This is a genomic window from Streptomyces sp. NPDC046915 (genome assembly GCF_040644935.1).
Classification (GTDB): Bacteria; Actinomycetota; Actinomycetes; order Streptomycetales; family Streptomycetaceae; genus Streptomyces.
This window is the reverse complement of record NZ_JBEYXB010000007.1, coordinates 92,748-113,387: the sequence shown is the minus strand read 5'-3', so window position 1 is coordinate 113,387 and position 20,640 is coordinate 92,748. Positions and strand designations below refer to the sequence as shown.

At 73.1% G+C, this 20,640-nt stretch carries 19 protein-coding genes; 6 read left to right on the top strand and 13 right to left on the bottom strand.

Translation table 11 applies throughout. The features are described 5' to 3' along the window. Positions 1-13: 13 nt before the first annotated feature. The 3 genes from ABZ915_RS19510 to ABZ915_RS19500 all read right to left on the bottom strand — a co-directional run bounded on the left by ABZ915_RS19510 (position 14) and on the right by ABZ915_RS19500 (position 2,199). Positions 14-637: a TetR/AcrR family transcriptional regulator gene (locus ABZ915_RS19510; RefSeq protein ID WP_361804170.1), complete on the bottom strand. Its 624-nt coding sequence runs from the start codon at positions 635-637 to the stop codon at positions 14-16. A 103-nt stretch (positions 638-740) separates the two neighbouring features. Further along, positions 741-986 carry a YiaA/YiaB family inner membrane protein gene (locus ABZ915_RS19505; protein WP_361804167.1) on the bottom strand — a complete coding sequence of 82 codons (246 nt, stop codon included), beginning with the start codon at positions 984-986 and terminating at the stop codon, positions 741-743. 61 nt (positions 987-1,047) lie between these two features. Continuing rightward, positions 1,048-2,199: an acyl-CoA dehydrogenase family protein gene (locus tag ABZ915_RS19500; protein WP_361805108.1), complete on the bottom strand. Its 1,152-nt coding sequence runs from the start codon at positions 2,197-2,199 to the stop codon at positions 1,048-1,050. Positions 2,200-2,292: 93 nt separating this feature from the next. On the opposite strand from ABZ915_RS19500, the gene ABZ915_RS19495 reads away from it, so the two are divergent. From ABZ915_RS19495 to ABZ915_RS19485, 3 genes are all read left to right on the top strand, one after another. Further along, positions 2,293-2,934, top strand: a complete 642-nt coding sequence (locus ABZ915_RS19495; RefSeq protein WP_361804164.1) for a TetR/AcrR family transcriptional regulator — start codon at positions 2,293-2,295, stop codon at positions 2,932-2,934. A gap of 61 nt (positions 2,935-2,995) precedes the next feature. Further along, the gene (locus ABZ915_RS19490) at positions 2,996-3,706 is read left to right on the top strand and encodes a winged helix-turn-helix domain-containing protein (RefSeq protein ID WP_361804161.1); all 711 of its coding nucleotides are present in this window, start codon (positions 2,996-2,998) and stop codon (positions 3,704-3,706) included. A 65-nt stretch (positions 3,707-3,771) separates the two neighbouring features. Next, complete coding sequence (locus tag ABZ915_RS19485; RefSeq protein ID WP_361805105.1) at positions 3,772-4,716, top strand: DMT family transporter; 945 nt, start codon at positions 3,772-3,774, stop codon at positions 4,714-4,716. Between the two features lie 4 nt (positions 4,717-4,720). Here the strand turns inward: ABZ915_RS19485 and ABZ915_RS19480 are convergent, their stop codons facing one another. From ABZ915_RS19480 to ABZ915_RS19445, 8 genes are all read right to left on the bottom strand, one after another. After that, complete coding sequence (locus tag ABZ915_RS19480) at positions 4,721-5,803, bottom strand: zinc-binding dehydrogenase (RefSeq protein WP_361804158.1); 1,083 nt, start codon at positions 5,801-5,803, stop codon at positions 4,721-4,723. A 15-nt stretch (positions 5,804-5,818) separates the two neighbouring features. Continuing rightward, positions 5,819-7,207: an aldehyde dehydrogenase family protein gene (locus tag ABZ915_RS19475; RefSeq protein WP_361804155.1), complete on the bottom strand. Its 1,389-nt coding sequence runs from the start codon at positions 7,205-7,207 to the stop codon at positions 5,819-5,821. Positions 7,208-7,323: 116 nt separating this feature from the next. Continuing rightward, complete coding sequence (locus tag ABZ915_RS19470; RefSeq protein ID WP_361804152.1) at positions 7,324-8,664, bottom strand: ATP-binding cassette domain-containing protein; 1,341 nt, start codon at positions 8,662-8,664, stop codon at positions 7,324-7,326. Between the two features lie 1,096 nt (positions 8,665-9,760). Then, the gene (locus tag ABZ915_RS19465; protein WP_361804149.1) at positions 9,761-10,405 is read right to left on the bottom strand and encodes a class F sortase; all 645 of its coding nucleotides are present in this window, start codon (positions 10,403-10,405) and stop codon (positions 9,761-9,763) included. Further along, positions 10,392-11,126 (bottom strand): hypothetical protein, encoded by a 735-nt coding sequence (locus tag ABZ915_RS19460; RefSeq protein WP_361804146.1) that lies wholly within the window; start codon positions 11,124-11,126, stop codon positions 10,392-10,394. The genes ABZ915_RS19465 and ABZ915_RS19460 overlap by 14 nt, the downstream gene beginning before the upstream one ends. 102 nt (positions 11,127-11,228) lie before the next feature. Then, a complete protein-coding gene (locus tag ABZ915_RS19455; RefSeq protein WP_361804143.1) occupies positions 11,229-12,476 on the bottom strand; it encodes an MFS transporter in 1,248 nt (415 codons plus the stop codon). 29 nt (positions 12,477-12,505) lie between these two features. Then, entirely contained in the window at positions 12,506-13,909 is a 1,404-nt protein-coding gene (locus ABZ915_RS19450) for a CitMHS family transporter (protein WP_361804140.1), read from the bottom strand. Positions 13,910-14,030: 121 nt separating this feature from the next. After that, positions 14,031-16,271, bottom strand: coding sequence for a molybdopterin oxidoreductase family protein (locus ABZ915_RS19445; protein WP_361804137.1), 2,241 nt, complete (start codon positions 16,269-16,271; stop codon positions 14,031-14,033). Positions 16,272-16,383: 112 nt separating this feature from the next. Between ABZ915_RS19445 and ABZ915_RS19440 the strand changes: the two genes are divergently transcribed. Further along, positions 16,384-16,599 carry a hypothetical protein gene (locus tag ABZ915_RS19440; RefSeq protein WP_361804134.1) on the top strand — a complete coding sequence of 72 codons (216 nt, stop codon included), beginning with the start codon at positions 16,384-16,386 and terminating at the stop codon, positions 16,597-16,599. A gap of 50 nt (positions 16,600-16,649) precedes the next feature. Here ABZ915_RS19440 and ABZ915_RS19435 read toward each other — a convergent pair whose 3' ends face one another. Further along, positions 16,650-17,270, bottom strand: a complete 621-nt coding sequence (locus tag ABZ915_RS19435; RefSeq protein WP_361804131.1) for a TetR/AcrR family transcriptional regulator — start codon at positions 17,268-17,270, stop codon at positions 16,650-16,652. A gap of 78 nt (positions 17,271-17,348) precedes the next feature. Next, on the bottom strand, positions 17,349-17,921 hold the full coding sequence (locus tag ABZ915_RS19430; protein WP_361804128.1) for a hypothetical protein: 573 nt from the start codon (positions 17,919-17,921) through the stop codon (positions 17,349-17,351). A gap of 191 nt (positions 17,922-18,112) precedes the next feature. Here ABZ915_RS19430 and hmgA point away from each other — a divergent pair, with 191 nt between their 5' ends. Both hmgA and ABZ915_RS19420 read left to right on the top strand, forming a co-directional pair. After that, entirely contained in the window at positions 18,113-19,438 is a 1,326-nt protein-coding gene (gene hmgA / locus ABZ915_RS19425; RefSeq protein WP_361804125.1) for a homogentisate 1,2-dioxygenase, read from the top strand. 27 nt (positions 19,439-19,465) lie between these two features. Continuing rightward, positions 19,466-20,212, top strand: a complete 747-nt coding sequence (locus ABZ915_RS19420) for a GntR family transcriptional regulator (RefSeq protein ID WP_361804122.1) — start codon at positions 19,466-19,468, stop codon at positions 20,210-20,212. Positions 20,213-20,640: the final 428 nt, after the last annotated feature.

Here is a 20,640-nt window from a genome sequence, read left to right as displayed (position 1 = left end):
GGGCCGAGCGGCCCTACCCGGCCCCGACCATCCGCAGCACGAGGTCGGCGTAGAGCGCGCCGACCTCCTCGGGCGTGCGGGGACCGTCCACGTTGAACCAGCGGGCGACGTCGATGCACAGGGACAGCACCGCGAGGGTGGTGCCGTGCACGTCGAGCACCTGGAACTCGCCGGAGGCCACGCCCTCGTCGATGATCCCGCGCACCTCCGCGTCCACCTGGCGGCGCAGCCCGAGGATCTCGGCGCGGGCGTCCGGCCCGAGCGCGTCCAGTTCGTACTGCACGACCCGGGCGGTGGTCCGCCGCCCGGCGTGCCAGCGCACGAAGGAGCTCACCGCCTCGGCGAGCCGCTGCGTGGCGCTGCCTTCGCCCCGGGCCGCCGTGCGCAGGATCTCCAGTGCCTTGTCGTGGCCGATCCGGCTGATGCGGTGGAGGAGCTCTTCCTTCGTCTTGTAGTGGATGTAGAGCGCGGCCGGGCTCATGCCGGCGCGGCCGGCGATGTCGCGGGTCGTCGTCGCGTGGTAGCCGCGCTCGGCGAAGGCCTCCACGGCGGCGACGAGCAGGCGCCGCGCCGCGTCAGGGGTGACCTCTTCCCACGGCTCGATCTCGCCGCCGGTCGTCTCCTGAGCCGTACTCATCGCTCGCTCGCCCCTCTCGGTACAGGAGCTCCACCATACCGCCGAAGCTGAGCGAGCGCTTAGTGTGCCCGCTCAGGGCTTCTCAGAGCTTCTCGGGGCTTCCTCAGAGCTTCTCGAACGGGCTGAACGTCCGCTCGGCCGACTCCTGCCGGTCCCGGATCACCTTGGCCAGGGTGAAGGCGGAGGTGACCAGGTACAGGACGGCGATACCGAGGAAGGCCCGCACCCAGGCGTCGGCGCTCAGCTTGAAGATGCCGATCGCGGTCGCCGCCATGGCGATGGAGAAGGACGCGACGGCCTGGCCGTAGAAGGCGGCCGTGTTCTGCTGCTTGCCCGATGTGTCACTCATGGGGAGAAGCATCGGCCGGACGTGGCCCACGCCACATCCGCCGAAGTACTCAGGTCGGTACTCAGAACGCCGAAACGCCCGTCAGCGCCCGCCCGATGAGCAGCTTCTGTATCTGGCTGGTGCCCTCGTAGAGGGTCATCACCCGGGCGTCGCGCAGCAGTTTGCCCGCCGGGTACTCGTCGATGTAGCCGTAACCGCCGAAGACCTGGAGGGCGTTGTTCGCGGCGCGGACGGCCGCCTCGGAGGCGAAGAGCTTGGCCTTGGAGGACTCCACGGCGAAGGGCAGGCCACGGTCGACGAGGTCGGCGACCCGCCAGGTCAGCAGCCGGGCCGCGTCCACGTCGACGGCGATGTCGCTGATCAGCTCCTGGACGAGCTGGTGGTGGGCGATGCTCCGGCCGAACTGCTCGCGCTCCCCGGCGTAGCGGACCGCCGCGTCCAGCGCCGCCTGGGCGATGCCGACGCAGCCCGCCGCGACCGACATCCGGCCCTTGGCGAGGGCGGACATGGCGACGGAGAAGCCCTTGCCCTCCTCGCCCAGCATCGCGGAGGCGGGCACCCGCACGTCCTGGAGGACCAGTTCGGCGGTCGCCTGCCCGCGCAGGCCGAGCTTGCCGTGGATGGCGCGGCGGGTCAGGCCCGGGGTGTCGGTGGGCACGAGGAAGGCGGAGACGCCCTTGTGGCCGGGGGCGTCCGTGGAGCGGGCGAAGAGCAGGACGACATCGGCCCAGGTGCCGTTGGTGATGAACATCTTGGTGCCGTTGATGACGTAGTCGCCGCCGTCACGGACCGCCCGGGTGGCGAGGTTGCCCGCGTCGGACCCGGTCCCCGGCTCGGTCAGACCGAAGCAGCCGACGTACTCGCCGGAGGTGAGCCCTGGCAGCCAGCGCCGCCTCTGCTCCTCGTCGCCCCAGGCGGCGATCGACTTGGCGACCAGGCCGAGCGAGACGGAGACGATCCCGCGCACGGACGAGTCGCCGCGGCCCAGCTCCTCGGTGACCAGGCAGTACGCCAGGTGGTCGCCGCCGGAGCCGCCGTACTCCTCGTCGATGGTCAGACCGAGGAAGCCGAGCCGGCCGAGCTGCTTCACGATGCCGCGGTCGACCTCCTCGGCCCGGTCCCAGGCGACCACGTGCGGGGTGACCTCACGTGCCACGAAGTCCTGGGCGAGTTCCCGGACCGCGGTCTGCTCCTCACTGAGCCCCAGGTACACCACGAGATCACCTCACTTGAAAGCCACACTTTTGAAAGCCGCACATTTAAATTAGCACTGCTAGTTTCAGTGCGCAGCCCTACTATGTGCGCCATGGCCCGACCGCGCAAGCCCCTCCTCAGCCCCGACCGGATCGTCGTGACGGCGCGGGAACTCGTGGACGCGGAAGGCCTGTCGGCCGTCTCCACCCGCCGGCTCGCCGCCGAACTGGGCGTGAGCGGACCCTCGCTCTACAACCACTTCCGCACCAAGGACGAGATCCTGGAGGCGGTGGCCGACTCGGTGAGCGCCCAGGTCGATCTGTCGATGTTCGAGGACGGCCGGGACTGGCGGACCGCGCTGCACGACTGGGCCGTCTCCTACCGGGCCGCCCTGCGCGACCATCCGAACATCGTCCCGGTCCTGGCCCGCGGCCCCGGCCGCCGTCCGGCCGCGCTGCGCCTGGCCGACGCCGTCTACGGCGCGATGGTGGACGCGGGCTGGCCCCCGGCGCAGGCCACCTCCATCGGCGCGCTGATGCGGTACTTCATCATGGGCTCCGCGCTGGGCTCCTTCGCCGGCGGCTTCGTGGACGACGAGAGCGCGTACGACCCCGCGGACTATCCCCGCCTCGGCCAGGCCCATCTGCTCGCCGACCAGCCGGAGAAGATCGACGAGCGGGCCTTCGAGACGGGCCTGACGGCACTGCTGGACGGGCTGGTGCGGCAGTACGAGCAGGTCGGCCGGGCCGAGTAGCCGAGCAGGGCGAGCGACACTTCGGCGGCCACCGAAGTGTCCGTGCCGCATGCTGGGAGGCATGACCACCAAGGACCCCCAGGCACCGGGCCTCGCGGCGCTCGCCGGGCTGATCGCCGACGAGACGCGGGCCGCGTGTCTGCTGGCGCTGCTGGACGGTCGGGCCTGGACGGCCGGTGAGCTGGCCCGGCACGCCGGGGTCGCCGCGTCGACGCTCAGCGAGCACCTGGGCAAGCTGGTCGCCGGCGGGCTGCTCACCGAGGAACGGCAGGGCCGGCACCGGTACGTCCGGCTGGCCGGCCCGCGGGTCGCGCAACTGGTGGAGGACCTGGCCGCCCAGGTCACGCCCGCCGCCGCCCGGCGCCCGCACACCCTGCGGGAGTCGAGCGCCGGGTCGGCCATGGCCCGGGGCCGCACCTGCTACGACCATCTCGCCGGCCGGCTGGGCATCGCGGTCACCGACGCGCTCACCGCGCGCGGGCTGCTGCAACAGGAGACCGGGTTCGCCCTGACCGACGCCGGGCTGGAGTGGTTCGGCTCGGTCGGCATCGGCCTGGAGCGCGGGGGCCGCCGGCCGCTGGCCCGCGCCTGCCTCGACTGGACCGAGCGCCGCCCCCACCTCGCGGGCGTCGCGGGCGCGGCCCTGTGCCGGCACGCCCTGGACACGGGCTGGTGCGTGCGCATCGGCACGGAGCGCGCGGTGAAGGTGACTCCGTCGGGCGAGCGGGCGCTGTCCGAACTGCTGGGGATGACGGAGGGCGCGCTGCGCTGAGCCCGGCTGCCCGTCCGAAATCCGCGAGCCCGCACCCCGCCCCTCCTCCTAGCCTCAGGAGCATGATGAACGCCACCCCGTCCACGAACGCCCGCCGCCCCGAGGTGCTCGCCGCCGGCGCGGCCGTCACGACCGTCGTGCTGTGGGCCTCCGCCTTCGTGTCGATCCGCAGCGCGGGTGCCGCGTACTCACCGGGCGCGCTGGCGCTCGGGCGGCTGCTGTCCGGAGCGCTGGCGCTGGGGCTGATCTGCCTCGTCCGGCGGGAGGGGCTGCCACCGAGGTCGGCCTGGCGCGGGATCGCGATATCCGGGCTGCTCTGGTTCGGCTGCTACATGGTGGTCCTCAACTGGGGCGAGCAGCAGGTCGACGCCGGTACGGCCGCCCTGGTCGTGAACGTCGGCCCGCTGCTGATCGCCCTGCTCGGCGCGCGACTGCTCGGCGATCCCATGCCGCCGCGGCTGCTGGCGGGCATGGCGGTGTCGTTCGCCGGTGCGGTGACCGTGGGGCTGTCGATGTCCGGCGGGGGCGGTTCCTCGCTGCTCGGGGTGGCACTGTGCCTGCTCGCGGCGGTCGCGTACGCCTCCGGGGTGGTCGCCCAGAAGCCCGCCCTGGCCGGGGCGAGCGCGCTTCAGGTGACGACGTGGGGGTGTCTCGTCGGGGCCGTGGTCTGCCTGCCGTTCGCCGGGCAGCTGGTGCACGACGCGGCCGGCGCCCCGCTGTCGGCCACGCTCAACATGGTCTACCTGGGCGTCTTCCCGACCGCGCTGGCCTTCACGACCTGGGCGTACGCCCTCGCCCGGACGACCGCGAGCCGTATGGGCGCGACCACGTACGCGGTGCCCGCGCTGGTCGTGCTGATGTCCTGGCTGGCGCTCGGCGAGGTGCCGGGGCTGCTGACGCTGGCGGGCGGCGTGCTGTGTCTGGCGGGTGTGGCGGTGTCCCGGTCCCGGGCGCGGGCGCCCCGGGCCGCTGCCGCCGAGCCGGAGCAGCGACCCGAGCGGGTGTCCTGACCGGTCAGAACACCACCAGTGCCCGGCCGCCCTTGCCCGCCAGCATGTTGTCGAAGGCGGCCGGGATGCCGTCGAGACCGATCCGCTCGGTGACCAGCGCGCCGAGGTCCAGGCGGCCCGCCCGTACGTGCTCGGCGAGCACGGGCAGATCACGGGCCGGATCGCAGTTGCCGTAGACGCAGCCGGACAGGGTACGGCCCCAGTGGAAGATCTCGAGGGCGTTGAAGGTGACCTGCTCGTCCTTGCCGCCGATGCCGACGACCGTCGTACGGCCGCCCCGGCGGGTGGACTCCCAGGCCGCGCGGATGCTGACCGCGCGGCCCACGCACTCCACGGCGACGTCGACGCCCTGCTTGCCGGTGAGGGCGCGGATCTCGCGGGCGGTGTTCTCGGAGGCGAGGACGTAGTCGGTGGCGCCCGCGCCGCGGGCCAGGTCCTCCTTCCCGGGGGAGACGTCCACGGCGACGATCCGCGCGGCTCCGGCGATCCGGGCCGCCTGGAGGGTGGCGAGGCCGACGCCGCCCACGCCGAACACCGCGACCGTCTCGCCCGGCTGCACCCGTGCCGAGTGGTGGACGGCGCCGAAGCCGGTGAGGACGGCGCAGCCGAGGAGGGCCGCGTCGGTGAGCGGGACACCGTCCGGGAGGGGCAGTACGCAGGACGCGGGGACGACCGTCTCCTCGGCGAACGCGGCGACGTTCAGGCCGGGGTGGAGCTCGGTGCCGTCGGCGGTACGGGCGTACACGTCGGCGGCGCCGTTCAGGGCGTTGGCGCACAGCCAGACCTCGCCCAGCGTGCAGGCGTGGCAACTGCCGCAGGACGGCGCCCAGTTGAGGACCACCGGTGCGCCGGGGGCCAGGCCGGTGACGCCCTCCCCCACGGCCACCACCGTGCCGGCGCCCTCGTGGCCGAGGACCGCCGGGACCGGTACGCGCATGGTGCCGTCGGACAGGGACAGATCGGAGTGGCAGACGCCGGCGGCGGCGAGGCGGACGCGGACCTGCCCGGGGCCCGGGTCCGGGAGCTCGATGCCGGTGATCTCCAGGGGTGCGCCGATGGCGGGCAGGACGGCGGCTCGTACGGCCATGGCTCGCGGACTTCCTTAGAACTGGAGGGACTTGGTCTGGAGGTATTCGGTGAGTCCGTGGGCGCCGAGTTCGCGGCCGACCCCGGACTGCTTGTAACCGCCGAAGGGGGCGAGCGGGTTGAAGCGGCCGCCGTTGATGTCGACCTGGCCGGTGTCCATCCGGCGGGCGAAGCTCACCGCCTCGGCCTCGTCGCCCGCCCAGACGGCGCCCGCGAGACCGTACACCGTGCCGTTGGCGATGCGCAGGGCGTCCTCCTCGTCCTCGTAGCGCAGGACGGTGAGGACCGGGCCGAAGATCTCCTCCTGGGCGATGGTCATCTCCGGGGTGACGTCGGCGAAGACGGTGGGGCTGACGTGGTAGCCGCGCTCGCGCGGGGCCTCGGGGCCGCCGGCCACCAGGCGGGCGCCCTCGGCGAGGCCCTTCTCGATGTAGCCGCGCACACGGTCGCGCTGCCGGGCGTTCACCACCGGGCCGATGCGGTCGCCGTACTTGGCGGCGGCGGTCGCGGCCAGCTCCACGGCCTCCTCGTACCGGTCGGTGTGCACCAGCATGCGGGTCCAGGCGCTGCACGTCTGGCCGGAGTTGGTCATCACGTTGGCCACGCCGACGTTGACCGCCCTGGCAAGGTCGGCGCTCGGAAGGATCACGTTGGCGGACTTGCCGCCGAGTTCGAGGGCGACCTTCTTCAGCGCGCCGCCGGCCACCGCGCCGATCCGCCTGCCGACGGCGGTGGAGCCGGTGAAGGAGACCAGGTCGACGCCCGGGTGCTCGACGAGGGCCTGGCCGGCGACCGGGCCGAGACCGGTGACCAGGTTGAACACCCCGGCGGGTACGCCCGCCTCGTGCACGGCCTCCGCGAAGAGCTGGGCGGTGAGCGGGGTGTCCTCGGCGGGCTTCAGGACGATCGTGCAGCCCGCGGCCAGCGCCGGGGCGGCCTTGGCGACGATCTGGTGCAGGGGGTAGTTCCAGGGGGTGATCGCGCCGACCACGCCGATCGGTTCGAGGTGGACGGTCGAGTTGCCGACCTTCTCCTCGAAGGGGTGGGTGGCGGCCAGTTCGGCGTACGAGCCCACGACCGCGACCGGCACGGCCGCGTGGACGGCCTGCGACAGCTTCAGGGGCGAGCCCAGTTCGGCGGTGACCGTCTCGGCGATCTCCTCCTGGCGAGCCACGAGCACGTCCCGCAGCGCGGCCAGTCGGGCGGACCGCTCGGCCGGGGGTGTCGCGGCCCAGTCCGGAAGGGCTCTGCGGGCGGCCCGTACGGCGCTGTCGACGTCCTCCGCGGAAGCCGCCGGGACATGACCGATGACCTGCTCGTCGGCCGGGTTCACGACCTCGATCAGATCGCTGCCGACGGCGGGGCGCCAGGCGCCGTCGATGTATAGGCGGTCGTGTGGCTTCATGCTGCTTCCTCCCGGCGGGGGGCGTGGCGTGGCCTGTCTTCCGGCTCGTGGGCCGCCGTACGACTCACAAACTAGCGGCGATAGTTTTCGCGCGCCAGCACGCCCTTTCCGGGGGCTCACTCTTCCAGGTCCGGCAATCGTGCGGGCGACGGGGAGATCCGGTCGCCGTGCTGGTCGAAGACGAAGAGGTGGGCGAGGTCGACGAGCAGGGGGATCTGCATGCCGTGGCGGAGCTGGAGGTCGGGGGTGGTGCGCACGACCAGGTCGCCGGGCAGCCGGCCCTCCGGCGGCTCGGGGCCGGGGTCCGCGTCGGCCGGGGGCTCCAGGACCACCACCGGGCCGGCGCGCAGCGAGCTCGCCCGCTCCCTCAGCCGGTCCAGGACGCCGGGGCCCTCCCTGCGGCGGCGCCGCGAGGGGCGGGCGACCGGGCGTGGGGCCTCCAGCTCCGGTACGACGGCGGGGCGTGAGCCGGTGTCGAAGTGGACCAGCATCTCGTGCCCCTGGAACTCCAGGTGCCGCACCAGGCCGGTGATCGGCACCTCCCCGGGGCGGGCGGCCTTGTGCTTGGCGATGCGGACGGCCTCCGAGCGCAGGCCGACGATCACCTCCCGGCCCTGCTGCACGCGCAGCAGACGGTGGTCCAGGCAGAGGGGTTCGGGCAGGGGCAGGGCCTGCTTGCCGAGGCTGATGGTCATCGCGCCGTCCAGCGGGGCGCGGATCAGGCCGCGGATCAGATTGATGCGGGGGGTGCCGATGAAGGCGGCGACGAAGACATTGCGCGGGAGCGCGTACACCTCGCGCGGGGTGCCGACCTGCTGGAGCAGACCGCCGCGCAGGACGGCGACCCGGTCGCCGAGCGACATGGCCTCGGCCTGGTCGTGCGTGACGTACACCGTGGTGACGCCCAACTCGCGGGTGAGCTGGGAGATTTCGGCGCGCAGGTGGTTGCGCAGCTTGGCGTCGAGGTTGGACAGGGGCTCGTCCATCAGGAAGGCGGAGGGATGACGGGCGATGGCCCTGCCCATGGCGACGCGCTGGCGCTCGCCGCCGGAGAGCTGGCTGGGGAAGCGGTCGAGGAGGTCCTCTATGCCGAGCATGCGGGCGGTGGCGTCCACGCGGGTACGGGGGTCCGCGCCGGGGGTCTCGATGCGCAGCGGGAAGCCGATGTTGTCGCGGCTGGTCATGTTCGGGTAGAGCGCGAAGTTCTGGAAGACCATCGCGATGTCCCGGTCGGACGGGGCGAGGTCGTTGGCGTACTCGCCGTCGAGCAGCAGCTCGCCCTCGTCGATCTCCTCCAGCCCGGCGATCATCCGCAGCACGGTGGACTTGCCGCAGCCGGACGGCCCGAGCAGCACGAGGAACTCCCCCGGCGCGATGTCCAGCGACAGCCGGTCCACCACGCGGACACCTCGCGCGTATGTCTTGCTCACGTCGTGCAGGGAGATGGCGCGTGTCATGGCAGCTGTCCCCGGGGGCGGTCGTAAGAGGCCTGTGAGTCACGGAAGTTAACGGAATGTGTGCACCTGGGGGAAGAGAACGGCCGAGATCGGGCGAGCCGTACCGCCAGGCGAGAAAGCGGACGCCCCGATTCAGCCCGTACCCCTGCGGCGCGGCAGCGTGCCCCTCCGCCGGCCGGCCCGCCGCGGCCACCGGGAGCCCTGGCACCGGCGACGCTGCGGTCAGCGGCAGGTTCCTCGCCCCCGCCGCCCCTACCCTCCCCGTCCTCCAGGGGCTCCGCCCCTTCGACCCCGTCCGGGGGCTCCGCCCCCTGACCCCCGGCGGGGTACTGGGGCGGAGCCCCGCAGGGGCTTGGGGACGGCAGCCCCGGCGGGGTTCAGGAGGCGCAGCCCCGGTGGGGGCTGGGGCGGAGCCCCGCGGGGGTTCAGGAGGCGCAGCCCCCGGCGGGGTACAGGGGCGGAGCCCCGCAGGGGCTTGGGGGCGGCAACCCCGGCGGGGTTCAGGAGGCGCAGCCCCGGTGGGGGCTGGGGCAGAGCCCCGCGGGGGTTCAGGGGGTGCAGCCCCCGGCGGGGTACAGGGGCGGAGCCCCGCAGGGGCTTGGGGGCGGCAGCCCCGGCGGGGTTCAGGAGGCGCAGCCCCGGTGGGGGCTGGGGCGGAGCCCCGCGGGGGTTCAGGAGGCGCAGCCCCCGGCGGGGTACAGGGGCGGAGCCCCGCAGGGGCTTGGGGGCGGCAACCCCGGGGGGGTCAGGAGGCGCAGCCCCGGTGGGGGCTGGGGCGGAGCCCCGCGGGGGTTCAGGGGGTGCAGCCTCCGGCGGGGTACAGGGGCGGAGCCCCGCAGGGGCTTGGGGGCGGCAGCCCCGGCGGGTGCACGGACACAGCCCCACGGGAGCTTCCCGGGGGGCAGGGGGCGGAGCCCCCTGGCGGGGGTGAAGGGGCGGAGCCCCTGGGGATGGGGGTGGGTAGGGGCGGCGGGGGCGAGGAACCTGGGGTGGCCGCAGCGCAGGCGCGAAACCTACCGGGAACCGTCGGCAGACACCCGGTGCGGGCCCCGCATCCAGCCGTGGCCGGCGCCCGGTGGCCGTGAACCGCCGGAGGTCACCGCGTTGCGGTCAGGTGGGCGAAGACGACCACGTTGCTGGTGTAGCCCGTTCTGCGGTTGTAGAGGCCGCCGCAGGTGAGGACCCTCAGTTCGGGGCGCCGGCTCGGGCCGTACACCTCCTTGTCGGGGAAGTCGTCCTTGTCGAAGACCCGGACGCGGTCCACGGTGTAGACGGCCGTACGGCCGTCCGCGCGCCCGGCCTCGATGCGACTGCCCGGCGGCACCTGCGCGAGGGCGGCGAAGACCGCGGGACCGGTCCGGGTGTCCCGGTGGCCGACGGCGACGGCCGTGCCCGTCTCACCGGGGGTCGGCCCGTCCTGGTACCAGCCGACGAGCTTGGGCCTGTCCAGCGGCGGCGTCTCCAGCCGGCGGTCGGCACCGAGCCGTACGCCGACGATCGGCGCGTCCACTCCCAGCGAGGGCACCCGCAGGGTGGTCGCGGGCGAACGGGGCAGGGGCTGGGGCGGAGGCGCGGCCCGCCCGGCCTGTGTGAGCCCGCCGGCCCCGGCCGGGCCGGCCGGCCCCTCGTGCCCGCCGCACCGGACCACCGTCACCAGGACGGTGACGAGCACGGCCGTCCTGGCCAGACGGTAGGCGCGGGTCCGGTGCCAGGGCCTGCGTCTGCGCCTACGCGGCACCATTGGGGCGCCGGCGGATCAGCCGGAAGTACACGGCGCCGCTGACCACGACCAGACCCACGGCGGCCGCCGCGGTCAGCGGGGTGTACGCCCCGGCCGTGTCGACGAGACCACCGCCGCCCGCGTGGACACCGCCCCGCGGACCGTCACTGTCGCGCTGCCCGTCGCCATCGCGCTGCCCGCCACCGTCACGCGGCCCGTCGCCGTCGTCGTGCGGACCGTCACCCTCGTGCGGGGCGGCCGCCCCGTCGTGCCCGTGGTCCTCGATGCGGCCGGGGTCCCCTCCGGGCCCGTGGTCCGGCTGGCCGTGGCAGTCGACCCGGAAGATCTTCTCCCTCGGCGTGGCACCCGCGGTCCAGGTGAGCCGGTACTGCCCGTCCGCCAGTCCCAACGGGTCGGTGTGCCCGGCACCGGAGCCCGGACCGAGCGCGATGGTCCCGGTCACGGTGGCACTGGTGGGCAGCGGCGGCTGGGCCACAATGGTGTACGCGACGCTCGGCAACGTGTCGAAGTTGGCGGCGTCGAGGTAGAACCGGCAGACCACGGGGTCGTCCTTCGAGACGCCGAAGGGCACGCCCACCCGGTGGATCCGGATGTCACCCGCCTCCCCTTGGGCCACGGCGCTCGGCGCCGCCAGCCAGGTGGCTCCCGCCGCGGTGAGGACGGTGAGGGCACCGACGCCGAGCCGGGTGCCGACGGCAGGTGGGAGTGTCAACGTGGGCATGGGTACTCCTCCGAGTCAGACGATTTTCATACAAATCGACCTTTCATCTGACTCTCTTTCACAACCACCCGGGCCCCCGCGGCAGCGGCGCCCGACGCGCCGTCAGGTATCGCCCGACCGGCGCAAGGCAGACCCCGTACGGCCCTCCCTCGCCACGGGCTCCGCCGTCCGGGGCACCGCCTCCGAGGCCCCGGGACCACGCAGCGCACCACCCGCCGAGAGCAGCAGCAACGCCCCCAGCATCACGAACGGCGCGGCCACCCCCGCGACCCCGGCGACCAGGCCCGCGGCGGCGGGCGCGGCGACCTGGCCGAGCCGGTTGCCGGTCAGGCGCAGCGCGAGCGCGGTGGAGCGGGCCTCGTCGGGGGCGGCCTGGACGACCGTCGTCATGGACAACGGCTGACCGACCCCGAGGCAGAAGCCGAGCGCGACGAGCATCAGGCCGAGCCCCCACACCGGCACCGGCAGCGCGACACCCGCGCACAGCACGGCCGCCAGCAGGCAGGTCACGGTCAGCAGCAGGGAGCGGCCGAGCAGCCGCAGCAGCGGGGTGAGGACGAGACGGCAGGCGATGGTGGCGCCGGCACGCAGGCTGAGCAGGACGCCGACCACCGAGGGCGCGATGCCCCGGTGCTCGCCGACCACCGGCAGGTAGGCGGTGAGGATGTCGGTGGCCGACAGCACGGAGAGGCTGATGAGCATCCCCGTCGGCACCCCCCTGGCGCGCAGGATGCGGCCGACCGGCACCCGCTCGCCCCGCCCGCCGCGGGACGTGACGGCCGTACGGTCCTCGATGCGCCACAGTGAGGTGAAGGCGACCGCCGCGCCCGCCCCCGCCACCACGAGGGCCAGCGCGCTGGAGCCCGCCATGTCGGGACCGCCGATCACCGCGCCCGCCGCGACGGGCCCGACCAGCTGGCCGAGCGAGGCGCCGATGGTGAAGTGGCCGAAGTTGCGGTCCTGCTCGTGCGGGGCGGACTGCCGGGCCACCAGCGACTGGGCGCCGATCACGAAGCAGAGGTGACCGAGGCCCATCACCCCGCTCCACAGGGCCATCGCCCACAGCGAGCCGGCCAGGCCGCTGAGGACGCAGCCGCCGGATATCAGGACCACGCCGACGGGCAGCAGGGGCGCGCAGCGGCCGTGGTCGGTACGGCGGCCGAGCGGTACGGCCGCGAAGAGCGGCAGCAGGGCGTACACACCCGCGATCACACCGACCGCCCGCTCGTCCGCGCCCAGTGCGAGGGCCCGGTAGGAGACGGCGGGCCGGGCCATGGACACCGCCCCCTGCGCGAAGCCGAAGGCGATGACGAGGCGGAGCAGCCAGCCGCGGTTCCCACCGGGCGCCATGGACGTTTCCTCCAGATCAGGTCGGGAGATCAGATGATGCCGAACAGGATTCCCGCGCCGAGTACCACCAGCGAGGTGAGCGCCGCCCACTTGACCACGAACCGCGTGTGGTCGCCGAACTCCACCTTCGCCATGCCGACCAGCACGTACACGGCGGGGACGAGCGGGCTGGACATGTGCAGCGGCTGGCCGACGAGGGAGGCGCGGGCGATCTCCAGGGAGGAGACGCCGTGCGCGTGGCCGGCTTCGGCGAGCACCGGGAGGATGCCGAAGTAGAAGCCGTCGTTCGACATGAAGTACGTGAGCGGGATGCTCAGCACACCGGTGACGAAGGCCATGTGCGGGCCCATGCCGTCGGGGATGTTGCCCACCAGCCACGTGGCCATGTGGTCGACCATGCCGGTGCCCTGGAGGACGCCGGTGAAGACGGCGGCGGCGAAGACCATGCCGGAGACGTTGAGGACGTTCTCGGCGTGCGCGCCGAGGCGGGCCTTCTGGTCGGGCATGTTCGGGAAGTTGACGGTCAGCGCGAGGGCCGCGCCCAGCAGGAACAGCACCGGGATCGGCAGCCACTCCATGATCATGGCGGTGAGCAGGGCGACCGTGAGCAGCGCGTTGAACCAGTAGAGCTTCGGGCGCAGGGTGGGCCGGTCCGGGTCGAGGCCCTGGAAGCCCTCGTCCTCGGGCTCCTCGGGGAGGTCCGCGTCCGTGCCGGCGCCGGAACCACCGGTGGCCCTGCGCTCCTTGCCGCCGGGGCCGCCCGCGCCGACCAGCACGGTCTCGGTCTCCTGGGGCTCCAGCGCCTCGTCCAGCGTCAGCACGCCGAGCCGCTTGCGCTCGCGGCGGCCGAGGACGTAGGCGAGGGCGAAGACGAACAGCAGGCCCGCGGCGAGGGCGGGGATCATCGGCACGAAGATGTCGCTGGCGTCGAGCTTCAGCGCGGTCGCGGCGCGGGCGGTCGGGCCGCCCCAGGGCAGCGTGTTCATCACGCCGTTGGCCATGGCGGCCACACCGGTCATCACGACCAGGCTCATCTTCAGGCGCTTGTACAGCGGGTACATCGCCGAGACGGTGATCATGAAGGTGGTCGAGCCGTCGCCGTCCAGCGACACGATCGCGGCGAGGACGGCGGTGCCGACGACGATCCGCAGGGGGTCGGCCTTGCAGAACTTGAGGATCCCCCGGACGATCGGATCGAAGAGGCCGACGTCGATCATCACACCGAAGTAGACGATCGCGAACATCAGCATCGCCGCGGTGGGCGCGAGACTGGTGACGCCGTCGAGGACGTAGTCGCCGAGCTTGGCGCCCTTGCCGACGAACACGCAGAACAGCGCGGGAATCAGCACGAGCGCCGCGATCGGCGACATCTTCTTCAGCATGATCAGGACCAGGAAGGTCGCGATCATGGCGAAGCCGAGGATGGTCAGCATGAATGGATACCTAACGTTCGCCCTTGAACATTCCACCGGGCAGGCGGTGCGTTGACGTTAGGTCCCTTCAAACGGCGTTAACAAGACGTTGACGTGCGAGCAATAAGCGCGAAACTCCAGGTCACAGCGATGTGACGAGCGCGGTGACGGCCACGGGCACGCCGTTGAGCACCGCGTTGCCCGACAGCGGGTCGAGCAGGCTGCCGTCGAGGAGTTGGTTGACGTTGACGCCGGGGTCGGTGGCGGCGTGGCTCATCCGGGTGCCGGGGCGGTCGTGCCCCCAGCCGTGCGGCAGGCTCACCACGCCGGGGCGCACGCCGTCGGTGACCTCGGCCGGGGCGGTCACCTCTCCCCCGGCGCCCTTGACGCGTACCGCCGCCCCGTCCCGCACGCCGAGGCGTTCGGCGTCCTCCGGGTGGATGTGCAGGGTGCAGCGGTTGGTGCCGCCGGTGAGGGCGGGCACGTTGTGCATCCAGCTGTTGTTGGACCGCAGATGGCGGCGGCCGACCAGGACCAGTCCGTCGGCGCGCTCGCGCAGGGCCTCGCGCAGGCGCGGCAGGTCGTCCGCGATGGGCCGCGGGAGCAGCTCGACCTTGCCGCTCCTGGTCCTCAGCGGCTGCGGCAGCCGGGGGCGCAGCGGGCCGAGGTCGATGCCGTGCGGGTGTTCGAGGAGCTGGGCCAGGCTCAGCCCGTCCGGTCGTGCGCCGAAGCCGTCGCCGTAGGGGCCGAGGCGCAGCATCATGTCGAGGCGCCGTTCGGGGCCGGTGTCGCCGGTGAGCCCATCGGCGAGTTCCTTCGGGTCGCGGCCGTGCACCGGGGAGTGGGGGTCCTGGACGGCCTTGCCGAGGGTCTGGTCGATCACCATGGCGTCGACGACCGCCGGGTCGGCGCCGTGCATGCCGGTCACGGCGAGGATCAGCCGGGCCAGGATCTCGGTCTCGGCCATCCGGCCGGGCTCCAGGGGGACTGCCGGGCGGGTGTAGCGGACCTGGTTGCGTACGGCGAGGGTGTTGAAGGCGAAGTCGTGGTGCGGGCTCTGCGAGGGCGGGGGCGGGGGCAGCACGACGTGGGCGTGGCGCGAGGTCTCGTTCAGGTAGGGGTCGACGCTGACCATGAAGTCCAGGGAGTCCAGGGCCTTGTCGAGCCGGTCGCCGTCCGGGGCGGACAGCACGGGGTTGGCGGCGACGGCTATGAGGGCGCGGACCGGCTCGCCCTCCTCGGTGGCGGTGTCGATCTCCTCGGCGAGCGCGGAGAGCGGCAACTCGCCCTTCGCCTCGGGGTGCCGGCGTACCCGGGAGTGCCAGCGGCCGAGCGCGAAGCCGCGGCCGGGTCCGGCGGGACGGGGCGTCCTGTCGGTCGCCGCCTGTGGGAAGAGGGCACCGCCGGGGCGGTCGAGGTTGCCGGTGAGGATGTTGAGGACGTCCACGAGCCAGCTGGCGAGGGTGCCGTGCGGGACGGTGCAGCTGCCGATGCGGCCGTAGACGGCCGCGGTGGGGGCGGCGGCGAGTTCGCGGGCGAGGGTACGGATCTCCGCGGCCGGCACGTCGCAGGCCTCGGTCACCGCCTCGGGGGCGAAGTCCCGTACGGCTTCGGCGAGTTCGCCGACCCCGGCCACGTGCGGTGCCAGGTCCCCCAGGTCGACGAGGGCCTCTTCGAACAGGACGTGCGCCATCGCCGCGAGCAGCAGCGCGTCGGTGCCGGGGCGGATCGCGATGTGCCGGTCGGCGAGCTTGGCGGTGCGGGTGCGGCGCGGGTCGATGACGACGAGCGTGCCGCCGCGGGCCTTGAGCGCCTTGAGCTTGCCGGGGAAGTCGGGGGCGGTGCACAGACTTCCGTTGGACTCCAGCGGGTTGGCGCCGATGAGCAGCAGGTGGTCGGTGCGGTCGAGGTCCGGCACGGGGATGGCGTTGGCGTCGCCGAACAGCAGCCCGCTGGAGACGTGCTTGGGCATCTGGTCGACCGTGGAGGCGGTGAACAGGCTGCGGGTGCGCAGCGCGCCGGCGAGGACGGGCGGGTAGAGGCCGCCGGCCATGGTGTGCACATTGGGGTTGCCGAGGACCACGCCGACGGAGTCCGCCCCGTACCGCTCCACGACGGGCCGGATCCCCGCGGCGACGGCGTCGAAGGCCTCCTCCCAGCTCGCCTCGCGCAGCTCGCCGTCCCTGCGGACCAGGGGCGTGCGCAGCCGGTCGGGATCGCCGTCGACGGCACCGAAGGAGGCGCCCTTGGGGCAGATGAACCCCTTGCTGAACACGTCGTCGCGGTCACCCCGGGCGCCGGTGACCCGGGTCCCGTCGATGGTGAGCGTCAGGCCGCAGGTGGCCTCGCACAGGGGGCAGATTCGCAGGGCGGTGCGGGACACGGGTCCTCCCGATGGGTGGCGGCGGCGCTGACGCCTCGGCTGGGCCGAGCATACCGACCGGTATGCACGATGGGGAGGGGCTGGGTGAAGGAGCGAGCATGGACAATGCGGCATGACCTCGGACACGGACCGCCCCAGATGGCGGTCGGCCCTGCGTAACTTCTCGTTCTTCCTGGCGGGCGGCAGCCTGGGCACCTTCGCGTACGCCACGCTCACGCGTCGGCCGGGCGGGGTGCCGTGGGGCTGGGTGCCGTGGGGCTGGATGCTGCTCGGAGCACTGGCTTGCGCGACGCTCGGCGCGCTGCGTCCACGGCGGCATCGGCGTTGAGCGGCGTGCCGCCCGCCCGGACCGGACGCCCCCCCTGAGGGGGCGGCACCTCAGTCCAGCACTCGCCCCAGATACGCCCTCAGCAGTTCCCGTATCTCCCCGATGATCGCCTCGTCGCCGTCCGGGTCCACCCGGAAGGCGAGCTGGACCAGGGTGTCGGAGGCTTCCACGGCCACCAGGAAGGTGCGGCGGAGGTCGTCGTCGGGGTCGCGGCCGAGATAGCCGGAGAGGAGGTCGGTGAGGCGGTCCGCGACGCGGTGGTTGGGCTCGGCGTGCCGGGCGCCGACCGGTATCTGGTTGCCGAAGTCCACGAGGGAGAAGCCGGGCGCGGTGCGCTTCATGGCCAGGTACTCGTCCAGGACGGCGTCCATCGCCGTCCGCCAGTCCCCCCGGCGCGCGCCCCTCAGGCGCTCGGTGACACGCTCGGAGTACCGCTCGAGGTTGCGCTGCGCGAGTGCGTCGGCCATCTGCCGCTTGTTGCCGAAGAAACGGTAGACGGAACCGATGGGCACACCGGCGCGCAGCGCCACGGCCCGCGTGCTCAGGGCGTCGAAGCCGACCTCGTCGAGGAGGTCGGCACAGGCGTCGAGAATCCTGGTCAGCCGTTCGGCGCTGCGCCGCTGCACGGGCGCACGGCGCAGCGATGTCGCATCGTGGGGCACGGGCTTCATGATGCCTTCCCGCCGGACTCCGGTGAACCTCGCCCCCTGGTACGGAGACGGATGGCCGATGCACTCATCTCGCCCGGGTCACGGCGACGACTCCGGCGACGTTTCCGGTGCCGACTCCGGCGACGTTTCCGGTGCCGACTCCGGCGACGACTCCGCCCCGGACGCCGTGATGTCGGCCGTGCTCTCCACCGGCTTGCCGTGCACCGCCCACACCGTGCCGTCGTCGGCGTACAGGCGGGCGGTGACGTGGTGGGTGCCGCGCGGGACGAGACGGGCGGCGAGCCGGTACCCGGGGGTGCGCAGCCGGGTGATCTGGCCGCCGTCGACGAAGAGGCAGGCCAGTCCCCGCCCGGCGACCGCCTCCGCCTTCGCACCCGGCGCGGAGAAGCGGAAGTTGCGGACGGTCAGCCGGACGTCCCAGCTGCCGCCGGCGTCGGGCATCACCTCGATACCGACCTCGGGTGCCCTGTCCTTGCCGACCTCACGGTAGTGCCGTCCCTCCCGGTCCGTCCCGTCGAGGAGTCTGCCCACCGGTGATGGCGACTCCCCGTCCTTCCTCTCGTTCGCGTCACTCGTGCCGCAAGCCGCCGGTCCGAGCAGCAGCGGAACACAGACGACGAGCGCAACGAGCAGCCCCCGCTTCCACGACATGCCCGGGACTCTAGAACAGCACGCCGGAACGCGGATCCTTCTGAAGTCTGGTTCCGGCCCTACCCCTCCGGGAGGACCCCCGTAGGCCCCCCGGAGGACGTGGAACCCCCGCAGGACGCCGGTTCCCCTTGCGCCCGCGAAAACGCAATCCTACGGTGATACATAGGAATCAGGTTCGCAAGGGAGCGATCATGAGCGGGGACGCGCGGAAGACCGCGGAGGCACTGACCTATCTGTCCGGATTCGGCAACGAGCACGCTTCGGAGGCGGTGCCCGGCGCACTGCCCGAGGGCCGCAACTCGCCGCAGCGAGCACCGCTCGGCCTGTACGCGGAGCAGCTCAGCGGTTCGGCGTTCACCGAGCCCAGGGCGCACAACCGCCGCTCCTGGCTGTACCGGATCCGCCCCTCGGCCGCCCACCCCTCCTTCCTCCGCACCGACAACGGCGCGATCCGCACGGCCCCCTTCACCGAGACCGTGCCGGACCCGAACCGGCTGCGCTGGAACCCGCTGCCCGAGCCGCCGGCCGGGACGGACTTCGTGGCGGGCCTGTGGACCCTGGGCGGCAACGGCGACGCGGCCCAGCGCGCGGGCATGGCCGTGCACCTGTACCGCGCCAACTCCTCGATGGAGCGCGTCTTCAGCGACGCCGACGGGGAGCTGCTGATCGTGCCGGAGCACGGCGGGCTGCTGCTGCGCACGGAGTTCGGGCTGCTGCACGCGGAGCCGGGAGATGTGGCGCTGGTGCCGCGCGGGGTGCGCTTCCGGGTGGAGCTGCTCAACAGCTCCGCCCGGGGCTACGTCTGCGAGAACTACGGCGCCCCCTTCCGCCTCCCCGACCTCGGCCCGATCGGGGCCAACGGGCTGGCCAATGCCCGGGACTTCCGGGCGCCGGTCGCCGCGTACGAGGACGTCGAGGGGCCGGTGGAGGTGGTGAACAAGTTCTGCGGCAACCTCTGGACGACCGGCTACGACCACTCGCCGCTCGACGTGGTCGCCTGGCACGGCAACCACGTGCCGTACGTCTACGACCTGCGCCGCTTCAACGTCATCGGCACGATCTCCTACGACCACCCCGACCCGTCGATCTTCACGGTGCTGACCTCGCCCTCGGACACCCCGGGACTGGCCGGCGTCGACTTCGTGGTCTTCGTGCCGCGCTGGCTGGTGGGCGAGGACACCTTCCGGCCGCCGTACTTCCACCGGAACGTGATGAGCGAGTACATGGGCCTGATCGAGGGCGCCTACGACGCGAAGACGGCCGGAGAAGGGGGCTTCGTGCCGGGCGGCGGCTCGCTGCACAACATGATGTCGGCGCACGGCCCGGACCGGGAGACCTTCGACCGGGCGAGCGCGGCCGAGCTGAAGCCGCAGAAGATCGACGACGGGCTCGCGTTCATGTTCGAGACGCGCTGGCCGGTGACGCTCACGCCCCACGCGGAGCGGGCGGACCACCTCCAGCAGGGGTACGACGACGTGTGGCAGGGCCTCGAGCGGCACTTCCGCCCCTTGCACTGAGGATTTGCTCCAGGTACGGATGGCCCCGTGACCTCCTTCGCCCCCGACTCCATCGTCCTGAACCGCAAGCTGCCGCTCTGGTACCAGGTGTCGCAGTCGCTGCGCGCGTCGATCCTCGGCCGCTCGCCCCGGGACCCGCTGCGTCTGCCCACGGAGGAGCGGCTGGCGGAGCACTACGGGGTCAGCGTGCTGACCATGCGACAGGCGCTGAAGGAGCTGGAGGACGAGGGGCTGATCACCCGGCACCGCCGGCGCGGCACGTTCATCGAGCCGGACGCCCTGCGTGGTGCTCCCGTGCGGCTGCTGGGCTCGGTGGACGCGATCGTGGCCCAGCAGTCCGGCATGACGACCGAGCTGCTGGACCACGGCAGGACGCCCGTGCCGGCCGAACTCGCCGAGTACTTCCCGGATCTCGCCGAGGTGGCGACGTACCACCGGCTGCGCAGCGACGAGAAGACCGGCGAGCCGACCAACCACGCCCGCAACCACATCCGTCCCGAACTGGCCGAGCGCATCGACGTGGACGACCTGGTGCGCTGGCCGATGACCAAGGTGCTGCGGGACGTCGTCGGGGTGGACATCAGCCGCATCACGGACACCGTGGAGGCCAGGCTGGCCGACCCCGACACCGCGCGCCTGCTCCAAGTCCCCCTGCTCAGCCCGATCCTGCACTACACGGGCATCACCTACGACACCGAGGGCCGCGCCCTCGACGTGGCGGTCATCCACTACCGGGGCGACCGCTTCTCCTTCACGGTGACCTTGGACGCGTAAGCGCTCCGCTGACGGGGCCGCGAGGTACCGCCGGCCGCCTTGCGGGTTCACCGGGCTCGTCGCGCCGGGTCGCACCCGCGCGGAGGCCCGAGGGCCGTCGGACCTCTGTGGGTTCGGCGCGGCGGGTCGCACCCGCACGGAGGCCGCGAGGGCCGTCCACCGCCTGCGGATTCGTCGCGCCGGGTCGCGCCCACGCAGAGGCCCGAGGGCCGTCGGACGTCTGTGGGTTCGGCGTGGCGGGCCGCGCCCGCACGGAGGCCGCAAGGGCCGTCGGACGCCTGCGAATCCATCACGCCGGGTCACGCCGCTCAGAAGCCGCGAGGGCCGTCGGCCGCCTACGGATTCGTCACGCCGGTGGCGCCCGCGCGCAGGCCGCGAGGGCCCTCAGCCGCCCGCGGGATCGTCGTGACGGGCCGCGCCCGCGCGAA